The organism is Candidatus Desulfovibrio trichonymphae, from assembly GCF_002355955.1.
In the GTDB taxonomy this organism is placed as follows: Bacteria; Desulfobacterota; Desulfovibrionia; order Desulfovibrionales; family Desulfovibrionaceae; genus Desulfovibrio; species Desulfovibrio trichonymphae.
The window spans coordinates 1,293,438-1,313,565 of record NZ_AP017368.1 but is presented as its reverse complement, the minus strand read 5'-3'; the positions used below and the strand labels follow the sequence as shown (position 1 = coordinate 1,313,565).

Annotated in this window: 17 protein-coding genes, 1 tRNA gene, 2 other RNA genes and 3 pseudogenes; 7 read left to right on the top strand and 16 right to left on the bottom strand. The window is 54.5% G+C overall.

Annotated features, from left to right (window positions below):
• Window positions 1-14: 14 nt before the first annotated feature.
• Window positions 15-233 (top strand): translation initiation factor IF-1, encoded by a 219-nt coding sequence (gene infA, locus RSDT_RS06365; protein WP_096400118.1) that lies wholly within the window; start codon window positions 15-17, stop codon window positions 231-233.
• Between the two features lie 56 nt (window positions 234-289).
• Here the strand turns inward: infA and RSDT_RS06360 are convergent, their stop codons facing one another.
• From RSDT_RS06360 to RSDT_RS06335, 6 genes and pseudogenes are all read right to left on the bottom strand, one after another.
• Window positions 290-760: a phosphatidylglycerophosphatase A family protein gene (locus RSDT_RS06360; protein WP_096400116.1), complete on the bottom strand. Its 471-nt coding sequence runs from the start codon at window positions 758-760 to the stop codon at window positions 290-292.
• Window positions 761-1,039: 279 nt separating this feature from the next.
• Window positions 1,040-1,762, bottom strand: coding sequence for an ABC transporter ATP-binding protein (locus RSDT_RS06355; protein WP_096400115.1), 723 nt, complete (start codon window positions 1,760-1,762; stop codon window positions 1,040-1,042).
• Window positions 1,759-2,526, bottom strand: a complete 768-nt coding sequence (locus tag RSDT_RS06350; RefSeq protein WP_096400114.1) for an ABC transporter ATP-binding protein — start codon at window positions 2,524-2,526, stop codon at window positions 1,759-1,761. Before RSDT_RS06350 ends, RSDT_RS06355 begins: the two co-directional genes overlap by 4 nt.
• 20 nt (window positions 2,527-2,546) lie before the next feature.
• Complete coding sequence (locus tag RSDT_RS06345; protein WP_096400112.1) at window positions 2,547-3,623, bottom strand: branched-chain amino acid ABC transporter permease; 1,077 nt, start codon at window positions 3,621-3,623, stop codon at window positions 2,547-2,549.
• A gap of 12 nt (window positions 3,624-3,635) precedes the next feature.
• Window positions 3,636-4,553, bottom strand: coding sequence for a branched-chain amino acid ABC transporter permease (locus RSDT_RS06340; protein WP_096400110.1), 918 nt, complete (start codon window positions 4,551-4,553; stop codon window positions 3,636-3,638).
• Window positions 4,554-4,582: 29 nt separating this feature from the next.
• A pseudogene (locus RSDT_RS06335) lies at window positions 4,583-4,974 on the bottom strand (IS1595 family transposase); the annotation flags it as partial.
• A gap of 451 nt (window positions 4,975-5,425) precedes the next feature.
• Here RSDT_RS06335 and ffs point away from each other — a divergent pair.
• An RNA gene (gene ffs, locus RSDT_RS06330) (signal recognition particle sRNA small type) lies at window positions 5,426-5,518 on the top strand.
• A gap of 295 nt (window positions 5,519-5,813) precedes the next feature.
• On the opposite strand, the gene lepA is transcribed toward ffs, so the two are convergent.
• The 4 genes and pseudogenes from lepA to RSDT_RS07590 form a co-directional block, all read right to left on the bottom strand.
• On the bottom strand, window positions 5,814-7,616 hold the full coding sequence (lepA, locus tag RSDT_RS06325) for a translation elongation factor 4 (RefSeq protein ID WP_096400108.1): 1,803 nt from the start codon (window positions 7,614-7,616) through the stop codon (window positions 5,814-5,816).
• 795 nt (window positions 7,617-8,411) lie between these two features.
• Window positions 8,412-8,487, bottom strand: a tRNA-Thr gene (locus RSDT_RS06320).
• Window positions 8,488-8,684: 197 nt separating this feature from the next.
• Complete coding sequence (locus RSDT_RS06315) at window positions 8,685-10,325, bottom strand: CTP synthase (protein WP_096400611.1); 1,641 nt, start codon at window positions 10,323-10,325, stop codon at window positions 8,685-8,687.
• A gap of 12 nt (window positions 10,326-10,337) precedes the next feature.
• A pseudogene (locus RSDT_RS07590) lies at window positions 10,338-10,500 on the bottom strand (IS630 family transposase); the annotation flags it as partial.
• Window positions 10,501-10,754: 254 nt separating this feature from the next.
• Between RSDT_RS07590 and RSDT_RS06310 the strand changes: the two are divergent.
• From RSDT_RS06310 to ispD, 5 genes are all read left to right on the top strand, one after another.
• Window positions 10,755-11,564, top strand: coding sequence for a phosphoribosylformylglycinamidine synthase subunit PurQ (locus RSDT_RS06310; RefSeq protein WP_096400106.1), 810 nt, complete (start codon window positions 10,755-10,757; stop codon window positions 11,562-11,564).
• A gap of 54 nt (window positions 11,565-11,618) precedes the next feature.
• On the top strand, window positions 11,619-12,413 hold the full coding sequence (locus tag RSDT_RS06305; protein ID WP_096400104.1) for a Nif3-like dinuclear metal center hexameric protein: 795 nt from the start codon (window positions 11,619-11,621) through the stop codon (window positions 12,411-12,413).
• A gap of 16 nt (window positions 12,414-12,429) precedes the next feature.
• Window positions 12,430-13,209: a zinc ribbon domain-containing protein gene (locus tag RSDT_RS06300; RefSeq protein ID WP_096400102.1), complete on the top strand. Its 780-nt coding sequence runs from the start codon at window positions 12,430-12,432 to the stop codon at window positions 13,207-13,209.
• A gap of 14 nt (window positions 13,210-13,223) precedes the next feature.
• Window positions 13,224-13,585, top strand: an RNA gene (rnpB, locus tag RSDT_RS06295) — RNase P RNA component class A.
• Window positions 13,586-13,677: 92 nt separating this feature from the next.
• Complete coding sequence (gene ispD / locus RSDT_RS06290) at window positions 13,678-14,880, top strand: 2-C-methyl-D-erythritol 4-phosphate cytidylyltransferase (protein ID WP_096400100.1); 1,203 nt, start codon at window positions 13,678-13,680, stop codon at window positions 14,878-14,880.
• Between the two features lie 178 nt (window positions 14,881-15,058).
• On the opposite strand, the pseudogene RSDT_RS06285 reads toward ispD, so the two are convergent.
• The 6 genes and pseudogenes from RSDT_RS06285 to guaA all read right to left on the bottom strand — a co-directional run.
• Window positions 15,059-15,802: pseudogene (locus RSDT_RS06285) on the bottom strand (1-(5-phosphoribosyl)-5-[(5-phosphoribosylamino)methylideneamino] imidazole-4-carboxamide isomerase); the annotation flags it as partial.
• Window positions 15,799-16,452, bottom strand: coding sequence for a hypothetical protein (locus tag RSDT_RS06280; RefSeq protein WP_096400096.1), 654 nt, complete (start codon window positions 16,450-16,452; stop codon window positions 15,799-15,801). The gene RSDT_RS06280 and the pseudogene RSDT_RS06285, both read right to left, overlap by 4 nt.
• Complete coding sequence (locus tag RSDT_RS06275) at window positions 16,452-17,051, bottom strand: imidazoleglycerol-phosphate dehydratase (protein WP_096400094.1); 600 nt, start codon at window positions 17,049-17,051, stop codon at window positions 16,452-16,454. Before RSDT_RS06275 ends, RSDT_RS06280 begins: the two co-directional genes overlap by 1 nt.
• Window positions 17,052-17,092: 41 nt before the next feature.
• Entirely contained in the window at window positions 17,093-17,869 is a 777-nt protein-coding gene (gene tatC, locus RSDT_RS06270; protein WP_096400609.1) for a twin-arginine translocase subunit TatC, read from the bottom strand.
• Window positions 17,870-18,180: 311 nt separating this feature from the next.
• Complete coding sequence (locus RSDT_RS06265; protein ID WP_096400091.1) at window positions 18,181-18,495, bottom strand: twin-arginine translocase TatA/TatE family subunit; 315 nt, start codon at window positions 18,493-18,495, stop codon at window positions 18,181-18,183.
• A 6-nt stretch (window positions 18,496-18,501) separates the two neighbouring features.
• Entirely contained in the window at window positions 18,502-20,046 is a 1,545-nt protein-coding gene (guaA, locus tag RSDT_RS06260; RefSeq protein ID WP_096400089.1) for a glutamine-hydrolyzing GMP synthase, read from the bottom strand.
• Window positions 20,047-20,128: the final 82 nt, after the last annotated feature.

Sequence of the window (20,128 nt, the reverse complement as noted above, 5' to 3'; positions counted from 1 at the left end):
TTTGCGGAGGCTGCATGGCTAAAGAAGGGTCTATTGAAGTTGACGGAGTTGTCCAGGAAGCACTGCCGAACGCCATGTTCCGCGTGGAGCTTGAAAATGGCCACGAAGTGCTGACTCATATTTCCGGCAAGATGCGCAAATTTTATATACGCATTTTACCCGGTGACCACGTCAAGGTGGAGCTTTCACCCTATGATCTCATGCGTGGCCGCATTACCTACCGGATGAAATAAGGCAAAGCACGCGCCTCCAGCTTGCCGCCCGGCCATGGGCGCTTCTCGCCGTGGCCTTATACAATATGTAAAAAGTGCAGCACCAGCACGCAGAGCAATGCCCACAGCCCGGCAAACGCGTCGTCCAGCATGACGCCGAAGCCGTCCGGCAGCCAGTTTTCCGAAGCACGCACAGGCCAGGGCTTCCAGATGTCAAACAACCGAAAAAGCGCAAAGGACGCTACAAAAATTCCCGGCCCCGGCTTTTCAAAAGGGGAGAGTGCAATCCAGACGCCCAGAAGCTCATCAATCACCACCTCACCGGGATCTTTGCGGCCCAACAGCTGTTCCGCGCGCATCGCCGCAAGGCCGCCTGCAATAAAAATCAGCACCAGCGCAAGAACGCGCCCTGTGTAAGAGAAAGGCAAAAACACAAAAGGCGCCAGCAGGCAGGCTACAGCACTGCCCCATGTGCCCGGCGCTTTCGGCGCCAGCCCGGCCACGCCCAGCCGACAGAACGCCAGAACGCACATATCCTGAAAACGCATAACCTCTCCTCAAGTATTGTACGCTTCACCTGTGGATGATACAGGCGCGGCGCGTACTGACATTTTTTTGTCAGACGGTTGCGAGAAAAGCTAGGGCAATTGAATGAATCAAACAAAAGGCATTGCGCAGCGAACCAGTCAATCAGGGCAATCGCTTAACTACGCTCTGCTGTTGTGTACCTTCTGTAACAAACACCCTAATTGGGCAGCCTGTTCAGTCCAGGCAAGGAACAGGCTGTGATACCACAATGTAGGTTTGATGAAAAAAATAATCCGCCTCTATCCCCCCAGATAGGCGGCTTTGATTTCCAGATCCTGAAGCAATTCAGCGCAATACCCTTCGGCCACGATTTCGCCTGTGTCCAGAACGTAACCCCTGTCCGCCACCTGCAAAGCCAACTTGGCGTTCTGCTCGACCACGATAATGGTCAGTCCTTTAGAATTAAGCTGCTTGAGTGTACGGAACATATCGTACATAATCAGCGGGGCCAGCCCCATGGACGGTTCGTCCAGAAGCAGCACCGAACATTTTGTCATCAACGCCCGGCCCACGGCCAGCATCTGCTGTTCGCCGCCGGAAAGCGTATTGCTGCGCTGTCTGGCCCGCTCGGCCAGACGCGGAAACAACTCAAAAATATGCTCTATATCCTTTTTGGGAGACTCGCGCCTCCTCGTCCAGGCCGCCAGAGTCAGATTTTCCATAACCGTCAGATTGCCAAAAATATGCCGGCCCTCTGGCACCAGAGTCATTTTCAGCTTGTCCACAACATTATGCCCTTCCATCCCCAGCATGGACTTGCCTTCAAAGACAATCTCCCCGCCGGTTACTATGGGCGACTCTGGAGGAGCAAGACGCATGAGCGCTTTCAGTGTGGTGGATTTACCCGCTCCATTGGCCCCGATGAGCGTTACAATTTCCCCGCGCTCCACATGAAAGGATATACCGTGCAGAGCCTCAATTTTACCGTAGGCCGCCTTAAGAGCAGTCACGCTCAACATCAGATTACATCGTCTCCCAGGTAGGCGCTTATTACATCCGGATTGCTCTGAATCTCCAGCGGAGAGCCCTTGGCTATTGTCTGCCCGAAATTAATCACCATCAGACGCTGACACAGCGACATCACCATCTTCATCTGATGCTCAATCATCCAGATGCTGATGTTGAATTCGTCGTAAACCCAGCGGATATAACGGATAAGATCGTCTACGTCCGCCGAGTTCAACCCGGCTGCCGGTTCATCCAGCAAAAGCAGCTTGGGACGGGTCGCCAGAGCCCTAGCTACCTCCACCCTGCGCTGCAACCCATAAGGCAGATTTTTGGGCAGATCCTGCGCATAGTCCAGCATATCCATGCGCTCCAAAATATCCATAGCCCGCCTTTCCGCCATCCGCTCCGCTGCTCTGTATAGTCTGGTGCGCAAAATTGCGTCCAGAAAAGTATAGCCCAAGCGGTGATAACGGGCTAGGCGGATGTTATCCAGCACGGTCATGTCCGGCCAGAGCCGGATATTCTGAAAGGTACGCGCCAAGCTCAGGGCCGTGACCTGATGCGGCTTCAACCCGCGCGTGGGTGTGCCCGCGAATTTTATGCTGCCCGCGCTGGGAGTGTAAAACCCGGAAACCAGATTGAACACCGTTGTTTTGCCTGCGCCGTTGGGACCAATGAGGCCCACCAAATCGTGATCCCCAATGTCAATACTGAAGTCCGTAAGCGCCTGCAAACCCCCAAAACGTTGGGTCAAGCCTCGTATTTCAAGCAGTGCCAAAAGAATAACTCCTTTGACGGCTATCTAAAATAAATCCAGCGTCTCAGGCGCGGAAAAATATGCGTCAATTCCCGATTGCCGAAAAAACCCTCAGGCCTGAACTGCATAAGTAAAATCAAAATAAGGGGAATGATTACCCATTTCCAAATCTGGCTCACTTCGAGATCCGCCGGGAGCAGACTCATCGCGTGCAGGGTGCCGTTGAGCATGGGGATGAAAAAACGCAACATTTCAATGAGCAAAGTGAACACAATGGCCGCCAGCAGCACTCCGGAAAGTGACCCCATGCCGCCCAGATATACCATAACCAGCCCTTCGGTGGATTTCAAAATATTGAAAGCTTGGGCGTTCACATAGCCGTAAACATGTGCATACAACGCTCCTGAAAGCCCGGCCATACCGGAAGAGACCATGAAGGCCATGATTTTCACCCGGTTGGTGTTCACGCCCATGATCTCCGCCGCTACCTCATTTTGGCACACCGCTGCAATGCCCTTGCCGTAAGTGCTGGTCACCAGCCTGTACAACACGGTAATGCAAATCACTGTGCTGATAATTACCCAGATAAGCATCCAAGGAATGTCTATCACCCCGTGCATTGCGTTGATGGTCTTTTTCATGCCCGAAAAACCGCGCGGCCCGCCAATGACGTCAATATTCTCCACAATGGAGATAATAATGTAGTTGGCCGCGATGGTGATAATGGCCAGATAGTCATCGCGGGTGTGAAAAGAAGGCAGAGCCACGATCAGCCCGAACAGGGCGGAGACCAGCGTCGCCGCCAGCAGGACCAGCGGAAAAAGAAAGGGCGCGAGTTCCGGCGGCAGCAGCGGCCCGCCGAAAAATTTGCTGCTGGTGAACAAGCCCACGGACATCAAAGAGCCGACATAAGCGCCCACACACATGAACCCGGCATGACCGCAGGAAAACTCGCCCATGTAGCCGTTTACCAGATTTAAACTGGCCGCGAACACACAGTTAATGCCCATGAACATCAAAATGGTCAGGGTATAGTTATCCAGAAGACCGAGATGAGCAGCTATGACCAAAGCCACAGCGGCCAGAAGAAAAATTATATTGAGAGTTCGGCGTTGCATGAAAATTTTTTCCTATATCTTCGTCGTCTGGGGCAAACCGAAAATTCCCGTGGGCTTTACCCACAATATAAGCAAAAGTATGGAAAAAGCGAACAAGTCTCGAAAAGTGGACGGCAAAAAGGCAGCGACCATTATCTCCACAAAAGCCAGCAAAAAACCGCCCACAAAAGCACCGCGAATATCGCCGATGCCGCCAACAACCGCTGCGATAAAAGCCTTCCAACCGGTCATGGCCCCCATGTACGGCTCCAGTACCGGGTAAGACATGGCAAAGAGCATACCGCCCAACCCGGCAATGCCCGAACCCAGCACAAAAGTAAATACAATCACGCTGTCCAGCGGGATGCCCATGAGCGGCAAAGCGAATCTGTCCCAGGACACAGCCCGCATGGCCATGCCGATGCGCGTTCTTGTCACCACAAAATGCAGAATGAAAAACACCAGAAAAGCCGTGAGAATGACCCAGAGCTTGAGGTTGGTCACCGCAATGCTCCCAATCATATACACTTCTTTGTCCATAAGCTGCGGCAGAATTCGACGGCTGGCCCCCAACAGGGCCAAATTACCGTTTTCCAGCACCAGACCGCACATCAGAGCCGTTATGACAACATACAAACGGTGTGCGCCCTTGCGCCGCAACGGTCTATAAGCAATGCGCTCCAAAGCCACCCCCACAAAGGAAGTCAGAAGCACGACCAGCGGAATAGTCAAAATCAAGGTCAGCTCACGCGAAAAATCAAACCATCCGTCCGTCGCCAACAAAGTCGTGGACACAAAAAACGAAATATACGCACCCACCATAAAAATATCGCCGTGCGCAAAATTGATTAACCGTAACACCCCATAAACCAAAGTATAACCCAAAGCAATCAGGGCATAAAAACTGCCCCACTGCAGGGCGTTGACGCATTGTTGGAGGAATTGTTCCATGTCTACATTTTTTTGATAAATATTTGGGGCTATGCTTGGCTGAGAGGATTTTCCCTAAGCACTTTGAGTACCATTTTGTATAATTCCTTTTTTCTATGCTTAAAACGAAACTCACATTCCTTCAAGTGAAAATAAAAAGTATGTTCTTGCAGATCCCTGAAGCGTACCTGGTTTTGGCAAAAGCCAAAAACTTTCTATCCCGTTATTATGCAACTGTTTATTGTCAAACTCATTCTTCCCGTGTTCAATCCGAAAATGCTTTTGACAGCCCATGTCCATGAACCCATCATAACGCCACCCGTCAGAATGGATAATGCTTTCCGGTTCACGCGGCCACGGATAATGCCTTGCAGGGTACCTCAGAACAGTCTGGAACAATTCCCGCGTAAACGCGATTACGTTTGAATAAGCCGAAAACGATCCCGAAACAAACGAATACGACGGCATCTGGACGGGCAATTTCATCCGTTCCGTCACGTCCAATCCTGCGTGGGTGATGTATGATCTGCTCACGAATCCCCGTTATGGTTTGGGCAGGGATATCAATCAGGTGGCAGTAGACAAGTGGCAGCTGTATGCTATCGGTAAATACTGTGACGAGATGATCCCGGACGGAAGCGGGGGCGAGGAAAAGCGATTTACATTCAACGGCGTAATCAATTCACGGGAAGAGGCATATAAGGTTTTGACGCTGTTGTGCGGTACGTTCAGGGGCATGATCTATTTCGGCATGGGCAGTGTCATAGCTGTTCAGGATTCACCGCGGTCGGAGCGTATTCAAAGAATCCTTGACTCGGGGGAGGCTGGTCTATACATGCCTTGGCAAAACCTACGGCGCACATTGACAGCTGGCCGCTTTGCAGGTAATGCTTGTGCAGGCTGGACGGCGGCAACCACTGCCAACCCCGTCAGGTCCGAAAGGAAGCAGCGGCAGCAGATGTTGCCGGGTGTCCGGCCTGTCACCGCAACAGGGTTTCTGTTGCGGTCAGATATTTGTTGTCAAAATTCAAATTCGATTGTGAACTGTCCGACTATTAAGCGTTCCCTATGACGGGCACAGGCGGCAGGATTGGCCAACCACCTGTCCGCATCCGCTTCCGCAATCTGGGCAGGCTTTGGAACACGGCCTGAAATCGGCTCACGTCATCGGGACGCCACGCCCGTTCACCCCTGATACTCTCTTTGAAGCAATTTAGAAAGCTTTTGAAGTCAGTTAGGGTCGACACATGTGGATGATTTAAAAGCTGTAGATATTCTCAGCTAATCCTCCACTTTCAGAGCAACCAAAAAGGCCTCCTGCGGCAGTTCAAGATTGCCCATACGCTTCATGCGCTTTTTCCCTTCCTTCTGTTTCTCCAATAATTTACGCTTACGCGTGATGTCCCCGCCGTAACATTTGGCCGTGACATTTTTGCGGAAGGCTGAAACCGTCTCACGGGCAATAACCTTCTGGCCGATGGCTGCCTGAATGGCTACCTCAAAGAGCTGGCGCGGTATTGTGCGTTTGAGCTTGAGGGCCAGAGAGCGACCGTAGGCGTATGCCCTGTCGCGGTGAACAATGGTAGCCAGCGCGTCCACCGGATCGCTGTTGAGCAGGATATCAAGTCGCACAAGATTGGACGTGCGATAATCCAGCGGCTCATAATCCATAGAGGCATAGCCGCGCGTCACTGACTTGAGTCTGTCGAAAAAGTCATAGACAATTTCGGCAAACGGCAGCTCATACGTTGCTACAACACGGTTGACAGAAAGGTAGCGTAGATTTTTCTGCGTCCCACGCTTCTCTTCGCACAATTTCATGATATTGCCGACGTATTCATTGGGCACATGGATATCCATGCGTACATACGGCTCATAAAGGGCCTGTATCTTGACGGCGTCCGGCAGGCGGGAAGGATTGTCGATAGACAGATTTTTGCCGTCAGTTGTCTCCACCCTGTATACAACTGACGGCGACGTGGCAATAAGGGCCATTGCAAATTCCCGCTCAAGACGTTCCTGAACAATCTCCATGTGCAAGAGCCCCAAAAATCCGCAACGGAAACCAAAGCCGATGGCCTGCGATGTTTCCGGCTCAAAACTGAAGGCGGCGTCATTGATCTGCAATTTTCCCAGCGCTGCCTTCAGATTTTCGTATTCATCCGATTCTGTGGGGTACAAACCGCAGAAGACCATGGGTTTCACCTCCTTGAAGCCGGGCACTGGTTCTGTGGCCGGCTTATCTGCCGAGGTAAGGGTGTCGCCCACGCGCGCGTCGTTCAACGCTTTGATAGAACCGCTCAAAAAACCAACTTCTCCGGCGCCCAGCGAGCGCACATCAACAGATTCAGGGGAAAACACTCCCAGGCGCAGCACTTCATATTCCTTTCCCGTGCTCATCAGACGGATGCGGTCATTCACGCGCACAACCCCGTCAACAACCCGGAACAATATTACAACGCCCTGATAGCTGTTATACCAGGAATCAAAAACAAGCGCCTTCAATGGGGCGGAAGTATCTCCTTCGGGCGCCGGCAAACGGCGCACAATAGCCTCAAGCACTTCGCGCACGCCAAGGCCGGTCTTCGCTGAAACCGCCAGCGCTTCGGCGCAGTCAAGGCCGATGCCTACTTCAATTTCTGCCTTCACACGCTCCACATCCGCACTCTGTAAGTCAATTTTGTTAAGTATGGGTATGATTTCGTGATTGTTATCCAGCGCCAGATACACATTGGCGAGGGTCTGCGCCTCCACTCCCTGCGTTACGTCAACTACCAAAAGCGCACCCTCGCAGGCAGCAAGGGAACGTGAAACTTCATAATTGAAGTCAACATGTCCAGGCGTGTCAATAAGGTTCAGCTCATAGACAATGCCGTCAGCCGCTGTATAGGGTATGCGTACAGACTGAGCTTTAATGGTAATGCCGCGCTCCCGCTCAAGATCCATTTTATCCAGATACTGCTCGCGCGCCTCACGCACGCTGACAAGTCCTGTCAGCTCCAGTATGCGGTCGGCCAGAGTAGATTTACCATGGTCAATGTGCGCTATAATACAAAAATTGCGTATATGTTCCTGTTTCGCCATACCAAATAGAGCCTTTTTCGCTTAAAATTGCTCTTTGTGTCCAAACATACCCATTTTAATCTTAACTATGCCATAATCAAATGAAAATTTAAAAATATGTATCCATCAAGGTTCATTTTGGACAAATAGTCATACCCCCAAATTGGAGGATTAAAATAGGGGTAAGAAAACTCGTACAATTCGTACAGAAGGCCTTACCCCATATCTCTGACTAATACTGCATTAAGAGCCATTAAGCCAGTTCAAAAACAACAAAAATGACGGCAAGCGGGCTTTATCTTCTCGTTTTTCCTTCGGACACAAAAGCCGGCGTCTCAAATATCGCTTTCAGGGCAAAAAAAGCTGATTTCTCTCGGCAACTATCCTGCCGTTTCCTTCAAAGTAGCCTTCGGCTATACAGGGGGCGGATCAGGTACGCAGCCTGTATCAAACATGCTGGCGCCGGTGGATTTGCATGTCGTTCGTTCGCAGTATAATTCGCTCCTTTGCGACAGCGCAGCGGTGAACCATGCGGAGCTTATCCCGCGCTCAAAAGGGAATCAAAACTCGAAAGTTGCAAATTGGGATTGCGTCAAAGGGCGACCTCCATTGTTTGAGACGGCTGTGGTATCCGTTCACGTTTCGGATAGTAAAGATCGGGGCGCGTTCTATGGATATGTCCGAAGGCGGGTTATGATTTTACAGCTGACACTTCCCCTTACCGGGCCTGTGGCGGACTTACACCACCAAGTTCGTACGCCATGCCGGCGCACAACAAAAAAAGCTTGTGATTTCCTCACAATCTATTGATATTTCTGGAGCCAACTGAGAGACTTGAACTCTCGGCCTGCTGATTACGAATCAGCTGCTCTACCAACTGAGCTAAGTTGGCGTTAAGCAACGCGCGGCTGAATTCTTTACTCTTCAAAGCCCCGCCCTGTCAAGGCAGCAGAGACTGAAAAAATTCACTTTCGCAATGATTTGACACTAGTAATTAATTATTTTCGCTTGATAGAAATATCAAAAAACATCACAAAGGTAAAACTCTTAAGAGTAACGCGACGCAAGAAGCCGCATCATGCTGCGGACTCATCCGGCGCACTCTTTCGCGGCGCGGATAAATTCCCTGAACAAGGGGTGCGCCGCCATGGGGCGCGACTTGAACTCAGGGTGAAACTGACAGCCTAAAAACCAGGGGTGATCCGCCAACTCCATAATTTCCACAAGAGAATCGTCCGGCGCAAGACCGCTGAAAAGCATGCCCTTCTGGGCCAGTATTTCCTTGAAGCCGTTATTGAATTCATAGCGATGCCTGTGGCGTTCTTCCACAAGAGTCTTTTTATAGGCTCCGTTGGCTTTGGTGCCCGGCAATATTTTGCAAGGATAAGCGCCGAGCCGCATGGTCCCGCCCTTGTTGCTCGCGGCATCGCGCTTTTCCAGATTCTTTGTACGAAAATCAAACCATTCGGTCATCAAATAAATGACCTTGTGCGCGGAAAGGGGGTTAAACTCTTCTGAATTGGCGTCCTCAATGCCCGCAACATGCCGCGCGAACTCAATCACCGCGCACTGCATACCGAGACAGATGCCGAAAAAGGGCACACGTTTCTCACGGGCGTAACGAATGGCCGCAATTTTGCCTTCCACGCCGCGATAGCCAAAACCGCCGGGCACCAGAACGCCGGCGCAGCCCTTCAGCAGAGAGGCGGCGTTGGCGTCACCCACTGTTTCCGAATTAACATAGCGCAGTTTCACAGCTGTCCTGTTTGCGACGCCGCCGTGGTGCAGGGCTTCATGCAGGCTTTTGTAAGCTTCTTTCAGATCAACATATTTGCCCACAACAGCAATAGTTACCTGCCCCTGTGGCTTCGCGCAGTCGTGCACAAGCTTCTCCCAAGCTTCCAGGTGCGCGTTGCGCGCTGGCAAACGCAGCATAATCGCGACCTTCTGGTCAAAACCCTCTTCATAGAATTTCAGGGGCACTTCATAAATATTGTCCACGTCCACAGAGGCAAAAACAGCGTCCTGATCCACATTGCAAAAAAGTGCAATCTTGCGGCGCAGTTCCTGCGGAATGATCTGTTCGCAACGGCAGAGAATGATATCCGGCTGGATGCCGATGGAAAGCAGCTCCTTGACGCTGTGCTGCGTGGGTTTTGTCTTGTGTTCGCCGGCGCTGCGCAGATAGGGCACGAGCGTTAGATGGATGTTGAGGCAATTGTCGCGCCCGAACTCCGAACGCAACTGGCGTATAGCCTCCAGAAAAGGCAACCCCTCAATGTCGCCCACCGTGCCGCCGATTTCAATAATCGCCACGTCCGGCGCGTTTTCTCCCTCAGCGAGAGAGAGCACTATTTTCTTGATCTCATCAGTAATGTGCGGAATAACCTGCACAGTGGCGCCCAGATAATCGCCACGCCGTTCCTTGACGATGACGCTGTTGTAAATGGCGCCGGAAGTGGTGTTATTTTTGCGCGACATGGGCACGTCAAGATAGCGCTCATAGTGGCCCAGATCGAGATCCGTCTCCGCCCCGTCGTCCGTCACAAAAACTTCACCGTGCTGAAAGGGATTCATTGTGCCCGGGTCAACATTGATGTAAGGATCAAGCTTTTGTATGGTGACGGACATACCGCGCGTCTGCAAAAGCGCGCCCAATGAGGCGGCCGCCAGACCTTTACCCAGTGAGGACAGCACGCCGCCTGTGACAAAAATAAATTTTGTTTTCATGGCATCTTCCTCAACAAAAGGATTTGCGGTTTCGTTGTAAGCGGAGATGAAGCGTCCAGTATGAACGACGAGTTCATCCGTGCCCTTGAAGCTCTTCACTGCGCAAAGACTTCCGGGACAAAATACCGAACCGTATTTCTAGCATGTTGAGCCAGCTTGCGCTTGTCGGCGTGTAACCCTGACTCAATAAAGCGCCCTTTCCAACGTACTGTAGCTGCACTGGTATGGAGACGCTTTACGGTGCTTTGTACTGTCTCTCCCGCCATGCGGACCAACACTATATCCAAGCCGGCTGAACTATGCCGGATGGCTCTGTTCAGACACGAATATCAGATAATTGAAATTTTAACAATTAGACACTAGCATTGACTATGCCGCACAACTCATCTATTATTTCTTTTCATTACAGGCGATGGAGGCTTTTCCCGCATGGCGGTCAACGCGCTCGTCATTACAGGTTACGGTACAAATTCACATCTGGAAACCGCGTACACTGCCCGTCTTGCCGGTGCGGACAAAGCCGATGTGGTGCATTTTGCCGACATTGTCACGGGCAAAGCATGCCTTGCGGACTATCATTTTCTTATTTTTCCCGGCGGCTTTCTGGACGGGGACGATCTTGGCGCAGCGCAAACAGCTGCCATGCGGTGGCGCTATCTGCGCCACAGCGACGGCACGCCGCTTTTGAACAGCCTTCAGAAATTCATTGCGCAAGGCAGGCTGATTCTCGGCATATGCAATGGTTTTCAACTGCTCGTCAAACTGGGAGTACTGCCCGCGCTTGACGGCAAACTTTTTGAACGTCAGGTCTCGCTCGGACATAACGATTCCACGCGGTTTGAAGACCGCTGGGTGCGCCTGCTGCCGAACCCTCAAAGCCCCTGTGTTTTCACAAAAAACCTGCCCATGCTGACTATGCCCGTGCGCCACGGGGAAGGGAAGCTCGTCGCCCGCGACGCGGCCTGCCTGCAGCGTCTGCAGGACGAGCATCTCATTGCCCTGCAATACGCCGACCCGCAAACAGGCGAACCCACGCAGATCTACCCGCACAATCCCAACGGTTCTCCGTGGGCCGTTGCCGGAATTACCGACCCTACAGGGCTGATATTCGGGCTCATGCCCCACCCCGAAGCCTTTCACCACGTGACCAATCACCCCGGCTGGACAAGGGGAGAACTCGACCCTCCGGGAACTATGCTCTTTGTCAACGCAGTGCGCTACCTGCGTACCCTACAGTGACAACAGACTTGACAATCACGTTTTTTACGATTAATAATTTATTAAAGGGAATAAATGCAACTTGTTGAAATAACTTCTGTTTTAGAAAAAATTGCCCCCCTGTCAGCTGCCGTGCCCTGGGACAATTCAGGTATGCAGGTAGCTTGCCGCAGAACATCGGCCGCCTCGCTGGCCGTCTGCCTTGACCCCACGCCCACGTCTGTGCGCCGGGCACTCGACAGCGACGCACAGTATATCGTCAGCCACCACCCGTTGCTGCTCAAACCGGCACTCCCCAACCGCCTTGACGCTTACCATGAGGTTTTACGGCTTCTTTTCAATGCCGACGTGCCGCTTTACGCCGCGCACACGTCACTGGACGCCAATCCAGAAGGCCCCGCCGCTTGGCTTGCACGCGAACTCAATCTGGTTAACCTCTCCGTGCTGGAACCGACATCCCCCGCACCCGCCGCCGACGGGCTGCCGACGGGCTTCGGCCTTGCAGGCGACCTGCCCTGCGCGCACACTCTTAAAGCAATCATCAGCACGCTTGCGCGCCATATCAATCTTTCCAGCGCCATACTCTGCGGCGCGACGCCGGAGACCGTCACGCGTGTGGCCTATTGCACAGGCTCCGGCTCTTCCCTGCTTGCGGTCGCCCGGCGAGCCGGCGCGCAGCTCTTCATCACAGGCGACATCAAGTACCATACCGCGCTGACGGCTGAAATCTGTTTGCTTGACGTAGGCCACCACAGCCTAGAAGAAGAAATGATGCGCCGTCTGAGCCTCGTTCTTCAGCAGCAGCTTCCGTTGCTGACGGTTTTTTTCGTGCCGTCCGAGTCGCCCATGCGCCCGCTTGTTCTTGCATGACTCCAAGGAGGAAAACATGTCTGACGCTATCTATTTCAATCAAATAAAACAATTAGTTGAACTTCAAAAAGTGGATGACGCCATCTTCACCATACGGCAGAACATGGAACGCACGCCGCGCGAACTGGAAGAGCTTCAGCAACATTTTGAAAACAGCGAAGAACAACGACGACGCATTCTGGACAAACTTGAGCATCTTCAGGAGCAGCAGAAGCGTCTCGCACTTGAAATTGAAGACGACACGACCAGAATCAAAAAAAGTAAAAACAAGATTATGCAGGTCGGCAACACGCGAGAATATCATGCCATGATGCGTGAAATGGACAGCATGGAAAGAATCAACCGTTCCAGGGAAGAAGAAAAAACAACGCTTTTTGAAGAACTGGAAGCGCAAAACAACGCGCTGGCGAAACTGGACAGTAGCCATTCATCTCTGCAGGCGGAACTAAAAGTCAAGCGCGACGGTCTGGCAGAACGACTTGAGAAAGCGCGCGCGGAGCTTGACGAGCTGGACAAAAAACGTGTACAGGACAGCAGGGACATTCCGCAGCCGATTTTCAGACGATATGAGTTCATTCGTTCACGGCTGGAGCACCCGGTCATTGTTGCCGTCACGGAAGGCATCTGCTCCGGCTGCAACATAGCCGTGCCGCCGCAGACATATATTGAGATTCAGCGCGGCCAGCAAATTTTAAGCTGCCCCAACTGCCAGCGCCTGATCTTCTGGAACAAGCATTTTGCGGAAACTCCCGTCGCGGAAGCGGAAGCGGCAAAATCGAAAACGGTAACAGAATAGCGAACACGCAAGCGGGAGCCGGACAAACCGTCGCTGCGGGCCACACGCCCGGAGAGGAAAGTCCGGGCTCCACAGGGCAGGACGCTGGGCAACGCCCAGGGGGGGTGACCCCGGGAAAGCGCCACAGAAAACAAACCGCCGCGCCAAAAGCGCGGTAAGGGTGAAACGGTGGGGCAAGAGCCCACCAGAGGCGGCGGCGACGCGGCCTGTTAGGCATGCCCCGTCTGGAGCAAGACCAAATAGGGAAGGCGGCTTGCCCGGCCAGAGCCTTCCGGGTAGGTTGCTTGAGGGCGCGGGCAACCGCGCTCCTAGAGGAATGACGGTTACATGCGCCTGCGGCGCATGACAGAACCCGGCTTACAGTCCGACTCCCGCTTACCTTATGCTGTTTATTGTTCGCGTTGCCGCTTTTCCCCTAAGGAAACGATGCGGCAACGCGAACAATAAACAGCAGGATACGGATCAGGAATGCCCTCAACATCTCACACAGAAAAACCATGGGCACTGATTATGGCGGCCGGCCGGGGGAGCCGTCTTGCCGCCGCCATCGGTGAAGCGTACAAACAGTGTCTGTTATGGCACGGCGCGCCTCTTTACTGGCACGCCGCGCGCGCCCTGAGCCGTAGCGGCGCTGTGGCCGGCGTCGTTTTTGTTTTTCCCGAACAGCGTCTTGAAGACGAAAAACAGCTGCTGCGCAAATTGCACGCTAGAGAAGACCTGGGCATGCCTTGGCTCACGGCCGGCGGCGGCGAGCTGCGCCAAGATTCCGTACATCTTGGTCTGGCCGCGCTGCCGCCACGCACACGTTTTGTGCTGATCCACGACGCGGCCCGGCCATTTGTCAGCCCGGCTTTGGTGCGCAATGTCTGTGAGTCGCTACAACAGGGCGCGTTGGGCGTTGTTCCGGCACTGCCAGTTACAGACACTATCAAAACGGTAAAAGCGGACCACGTCCTCGCCACGCTACCGCGTGAACAGTTGGTCGCTGCCCAGACGCCGCAGGGCTTTGACGCGCGGCTTCTGCTCAAGGCCCATCAGCACGCCCGCGGCGCCAGCCTCGCCGCAACGGACGACGCAACCCTTATGGAAATGGCGGGGCATGCCGTCCGTGTTATCACGGGAGAGGCCAAAAACGTAAAAATCACCCGGCCGGAAGATCTTGCTCTGCTGGAGGACGCGCCCCGTCAGAGCCGCCGCATCGGCATGGGCTATGACGTTCACCGTTACGGCAAGGGACGTCCGCTGAAACTCGGTGGCATTGCCGTGCCGGAAGGTATGGAAGTTCTGGCGCATTCTGACGGAGACGTGCTGCTGCACGCACTCATGGACGCGCTTCTGGGCTGCGTCGGTCTCGGCGACATCGGCGCGCTTTTTCCAGACAGCGACGCCTGCTTTGACAACATTGCTTCATCCGTTTTGCTCTGTAAAGTGCTCGCCATGACGCGGGAAGCGGGAATGCATCCCGAACACGCAGATATGACCATTGCAGCACAAACGCCCCGCATAGACCCCTACCGTGAAAAAATACGCAACAATATCGCCAGATTGCTGAATCTGCCCAGAGAAAGCGTCAACGTGAAGGCAACCACGGAAGAGGGAATGGGCTTTATCGGCAAAGGCGAAGGCATCAAGGCCTGGGCCGTTGTCAGCGCGGTGACGGATTATGGATAAACGCCAGTGGTTTGATTTTTATGAAGACTTTGTTGAGCCGGCTTGCGTTTGCCGGCGTGTAACCTTTGATACTCTCTTTGAAATAATTGAAAAAACTTTGAAGTCAGTTGCCGCGGCCGACACATGTGGATGGTTTGCAACCTGTGGATGTTCTCAATAGCAAATGCTCTAAGAGTTCAGACTGTCGTGTTTTCTGTACGTCAATCCAGACGTTGGCCTCGGCAAGGTCAAGCGTGCCCTTATACAGCGCGCGGCCGCTGACGGCGCCGACAAGACTGGTCTCAAGCGTCAGCGGGTAAAGCTTCTGCACGTCGGCCAAGGTGGCCACGCCGCCCGCCGCAATCGCCGGAATGGGGGAGATCCGCGCCAGATGCGTCAATGCGGATATATTAACCCCGCTCTGCATGCCGTCCCGTTCAATATCCGTATAGATGACAAAGGCTGCGCCGTCCCCGACAAGACGCGGCAGTGCCTCATCCACGGTAAGACCTACCTCCGTGACCCATCCCCGGCTTTTAAGGCGGCCGGCCTCCGCGTCCAGCGACACGCCTATACGGCCGGGAAACGCGCGGCACAACGCGGCGAATGCCGCCGGCTCCTCCAGGGCCAAGGTGCCGATGATAAGACGCGTCACGCCCGCATCCAGATACGCCCGCGCTGTTTCCTCGTTGCGAATGCCACCACCGAGTTGCACGGGGACGCCGACCACGCGGCATATCTTCTGCACAATGTTCCGACTTTGCGCCACGCCAGCAAATGCCCCGTCCAAATCAACCACATGCAGCCATCTGGCCCCGCGTTCCTCCCACATCCGGGCAGCCTGCACAGGGTCTTCAACAAAAACGGTTGCTTCTCCCGCGCGGCCCTGTTTCAGGCGCACCGCCCTGCCCTGCTGTATATCCACCGCAGGGAACAGAATCATAAACCCAACTCTCTGACAGCCTTACGCATGCCTTCCGCCGCCAGAACATCCGCCGTAACCCAGACGCCGCGCCGCTGAATAAAGCTGCCGACCGTCAGCAGATTTTCCGTCAGGCCTACCTGCTCTTCCTCAAAAACAGAACGCCCCGCCAGCGCGCCTTCGGGCACGTTCAGCAGAAAAAATTCAACGCGCACATGGGCCGCCCTGGCAACACCGGCGTTGGAGCCGTCGCGTTCATTCCAGTTCAGCACCTGCGGGATCAGCAAAAGCTTTGCCCCCTGTTTTTTCCCGTACGCCACCCAAAGCGGCAGCGCCTGCGGCTGCTCTGACGTGTGGAAGCGCGTCATATCCGGGATGCCGTGCGTACGGGCAAACCAAGCGCACCCGCGTTTTGTATCGGCCGTCAGCACTTCGCGCAGCTTTTCGTCCAGCGAGAGCAGCATGTCGCGCGGAATGCGGCCCTGCTGTTCGGGAATGAATCCTGTGATAAGCTCGCTCGTGCTGACAGGCTGGGTGAAGGGTGCTACATAGATGATCTGGCCGAGCACCGTTGTGCTCGGCTCCCCGGCGTTGCGCGCCTGCCGGGCGCAGGCGAGAACGCCGAAGCAGCAAATAAGCGCAAGTATTGTTGTGATAAATCGAACACGCATCAGTCAAGACCTCCCTTGGTGCTTCGGATGGTTGTGCCTTGCAGCCGCACGGCCTGCCCAAGGGCGAGACCAAGGCTCTTCGCCGCTGATTCCAGCAGGTGGTGGCCATTTTTTCCATACAAAAACGCAACGTGCAGATTGCAGCGCGCACTGCTCGCAAACGCCTTGTAAAATTCCCGCCAGAGGTCTTTTTCCTCTCCGGCGAGCGTTGGCGGCAGAAGGTCGTCTCCGCGCCATTCCAGCCAAGGCCGTCCGGAAAGATCCAGCGTGACTTCACTCAACGCCTCATCCATAGGCACACGGCCATAGCCCACACGCGTAATGCCGCTCCTGTCGCCCAGCGCGTCCAGCAGGGCGCGGCCGAGCGTCAGGCCCACGTCTTCGGCGCTGTGGTGTGCGTCCACCGCCAGATCGCCTCCGCAGACAATCTGTAAATCCATGCCGGCCCAAAAGGCGCTCAGGGCAAGCATGTGATTGAGCAGGCCGATGCCGGTCTCAATGCTTGTCTTACCCTGTCCGTCCAGATTCAGGACAAGGGAAACACGGGTCTCGGCGCTCTCGCGCTCTTGCTCGGATACACGGGGTTTGCAGGCCTTCATGGATTCCTCCGTGGGGTTACCTGAAACAGACATATTGTACGTCATAACGGCCGCAGCCGCCGGGATCGGCTATATTGCTTCTCTTCCGCTTTGTCTTCTCCGGCATTCGACTTTACGCCGCCACGGCCGAAGGCGGATGCCACAAGTATGCTCACCTCATACAACATAAGCATGGGACAAACCATCAGTAGTTGAGAAACCACGTCCGGCGGGGTTAAAATGGCGGCAACGATAAAAATGGTCAGCACGGCGTACCGCCTGACTTTGCGCATTATGACCGCTGTGACCAGACCCATGCGTGCCAAGAAAAAGGCGAAAAGCGGCATTTCAAAAATCAGGCCGAAGGCCAAAATCAGTTTGAGCACAAAGTCCAGATAGTCGCTGATTTTCGGCATAATCACAATGGATTCTGTGGAAAAGCCCACAAAAAAACTGAATGCATAGGGAAAAACCACAAAATAGCAGAACGATCCCCCGGCGGTAAAGAAGAAGGCGGAAACCAAGGCGATGGGGATGATGAAGCGTTTTTCCTCATCGTACAGCCCCGGCGCGATAAAACACCACATCTGGTAAAAAATGACTGGGCTGGCCAGAAACAGGCTGCCCACAAAGGCAATGAACATGCGCGTGAAAAAGCCCTCCGGTAGCGTGGTGTATATGGCTGTGGAATTGGCCGGCAAAACGGCCAACAGCGGGTTGACCAGCGTGTCGAAAATGGGGTTCACCACCGACCAGCAGACAAAAAAGGCAAGCCCCACGGCAATGCAGCAGCGCACAAGACGCACGCGCAACTCGAAGAGATGTTCCATAAGGGTCATCTTCGAGGCGAGGCTTTTCTTCTGCCCGGCCGGAAGGTCATCCGCGCGTGTCGCCAGCGTGTCTGCGGAAGCCGGCTGCACGGCATCCGTCACATAAGGAGCGGACGGCGGTGGCCCACCCGCGGAATCCTGAGCGAAACCGACCGGACTGTCGCTGTGTGAAGCGGCGCTTTCAATGTCATCTTCGCTTAAGGGGGCGTCCGACCGCCATTCCGGCCCGGAAAAAACGTTTTCCGTAAAGTCTTCGGCGGCGTTCGCATCGGATGCTCCGCCTGCGTCAGACGCGTTTTGCTGCAGCGCGTCTTTACTGCTCATGCTGTGCCGTCGCCGCCTGCGGAAGGGCGATTCGTGTTCGCTTCCAGGTCTGCTTTTGCAAGGACTTCAGCGAGCGGGCTGCCTGCCAGCGGCTCCGCGACGGACGCGGCAGCGCTTTCTTTTTTACGCTGCATCTCTTCTGCCTCTGCCGCCTCGGCATTGAGCGTGCGCTGAAAATCTGTGGAGACGCGACGGAATTCACCCAAGGCCTTGCCCAAAGAGCGGGAAATGCCGGCAAGGCTTTGCGGGCCGAGCACAATCAGCGCCACAACAAGAATGACAAGAAATTCCGTGCTGCCTATACCGAACATGGCCTTTCACTCCCACTCGATAGTGCTTGGTGGCTTGGGGGACACGTCATAGACAACACGGTTGATCCCCTTGACCTCATTGATGATTCTTGATGAAATGCGCCCAATAAGCTCCGGCGGCAGGCGCGCCCAGTCCGCCGTCATGGCGTCCACGCTGTCTACCACGCGCAGGGCCACAACATGCTCATACGTACGGCCATCGCCCATAACGCCCACCGTGCGCAGGGGCAAAAGTACGGCAAAGCCCTGCCAGACCTTACGGTACCAGCCTGAGTCGCGCAGTTCCTGCTGCACGATGTCGTCCGCGCGGCGCAGCACGGCAAGACGCTCTTCCGTCACTTCGCCGAGCACGCGAATGGCAAGGCCAGGACCGGGGAAGGGATGCCGATGGACGATAAAGTCCGGCATGCCGAGTTCCGCCGCCACCCTGCGCACCTCGTCCTTGAAAAGTTCGCGCAGTGGCTCAATAAGTTTGAGCTTCATGGTTTCTGGCAGGCCGCCGACGTTATGGTGGCTTTTGATAACCGCGCTTGGCCCCTTACGCGACACGGATTCAATAACATCCGGGTACAGTGTGCCCTGCGCCAGAAAATCCGCCTTCGGCAGTTTTCTGGCTTCCTCGTCAAAAATTTCAATAAAAGCACGGCCGATGATTTTACGCTTTTGCTCCGGCTCTTTCACTCCTTTCAGACGGGAGAGAAAGCGCTCCTGCGCCTGCACAAAAGTGAGATTTATGTCAAAATGCCCGCACAGGTAAGCAATGATTTCCTTGCCTTCGCCAAGGCGCAAGAGCCCGTTGTCCACAAAAATGCAGTGCAGCCGGTTGCCTATAGCGCGGTTGAGCAGCACAGCCGCCACTGTGGAGTCGATGCCGCCGGAAAGAGCGCAGATCACATGCCTGTCGCCGACGCGTTCAGCCATTTCCCTGACGACACTGTCCACAAAAGAAGCCATTGTCCAGTCCGGTACGAGCCGTGCCGCCCGGAATAGGAAATTACGCAACATGCGATCGCCGTCAGCACTGTGGTGCACTTCAGGATGAAACTGCACGGCGTAAATTTTGCGGTTCTCGTCGGCGATGGCCGCGACTTCCAGTGTGGACGTACTGCCCGTCACCACAAAGCCAGGCGGCGGCACAAGCACCTTGTCGCCGTGGCTCATCCAGACACGGGTGGAACTGGCGACGCTGATCCCATCCCAAAGCGCGCAGGGCGCTTTAAAATGCATGTCCGCCGGACCGTACTCCCTTGTCAGGGATATGACCAGTTCGCCCCCCAGATGTTGCGCCAGGAGCTGCATGCCGTAGCAAATGCCGAGAATGGGCACATTCAGCGCGAGCAGGCCAGGGTCAAACACGGGGGCGGCTTCTTCCCCCACGCTGGCTGGCCCGCCGGACAGGATAATGGCGGTGGGCTTCATCGCGGCCACTTCCGTTGCACCTGTCACGCAGGAATGTATCTCGGAATACACCCCGGCCTCACGCACCCTACGGGCGATAAGCTGGGTGACTTGGGAACCGTAGTCGATAATAACAACTTTGCTGTGGGGCATGGCCGCATCCCCTGATGCATCACGTTGCGCACAACGTGCTTTTGACGCATTATAACTTGCTGCAATCGCCTTTGGTCATTGT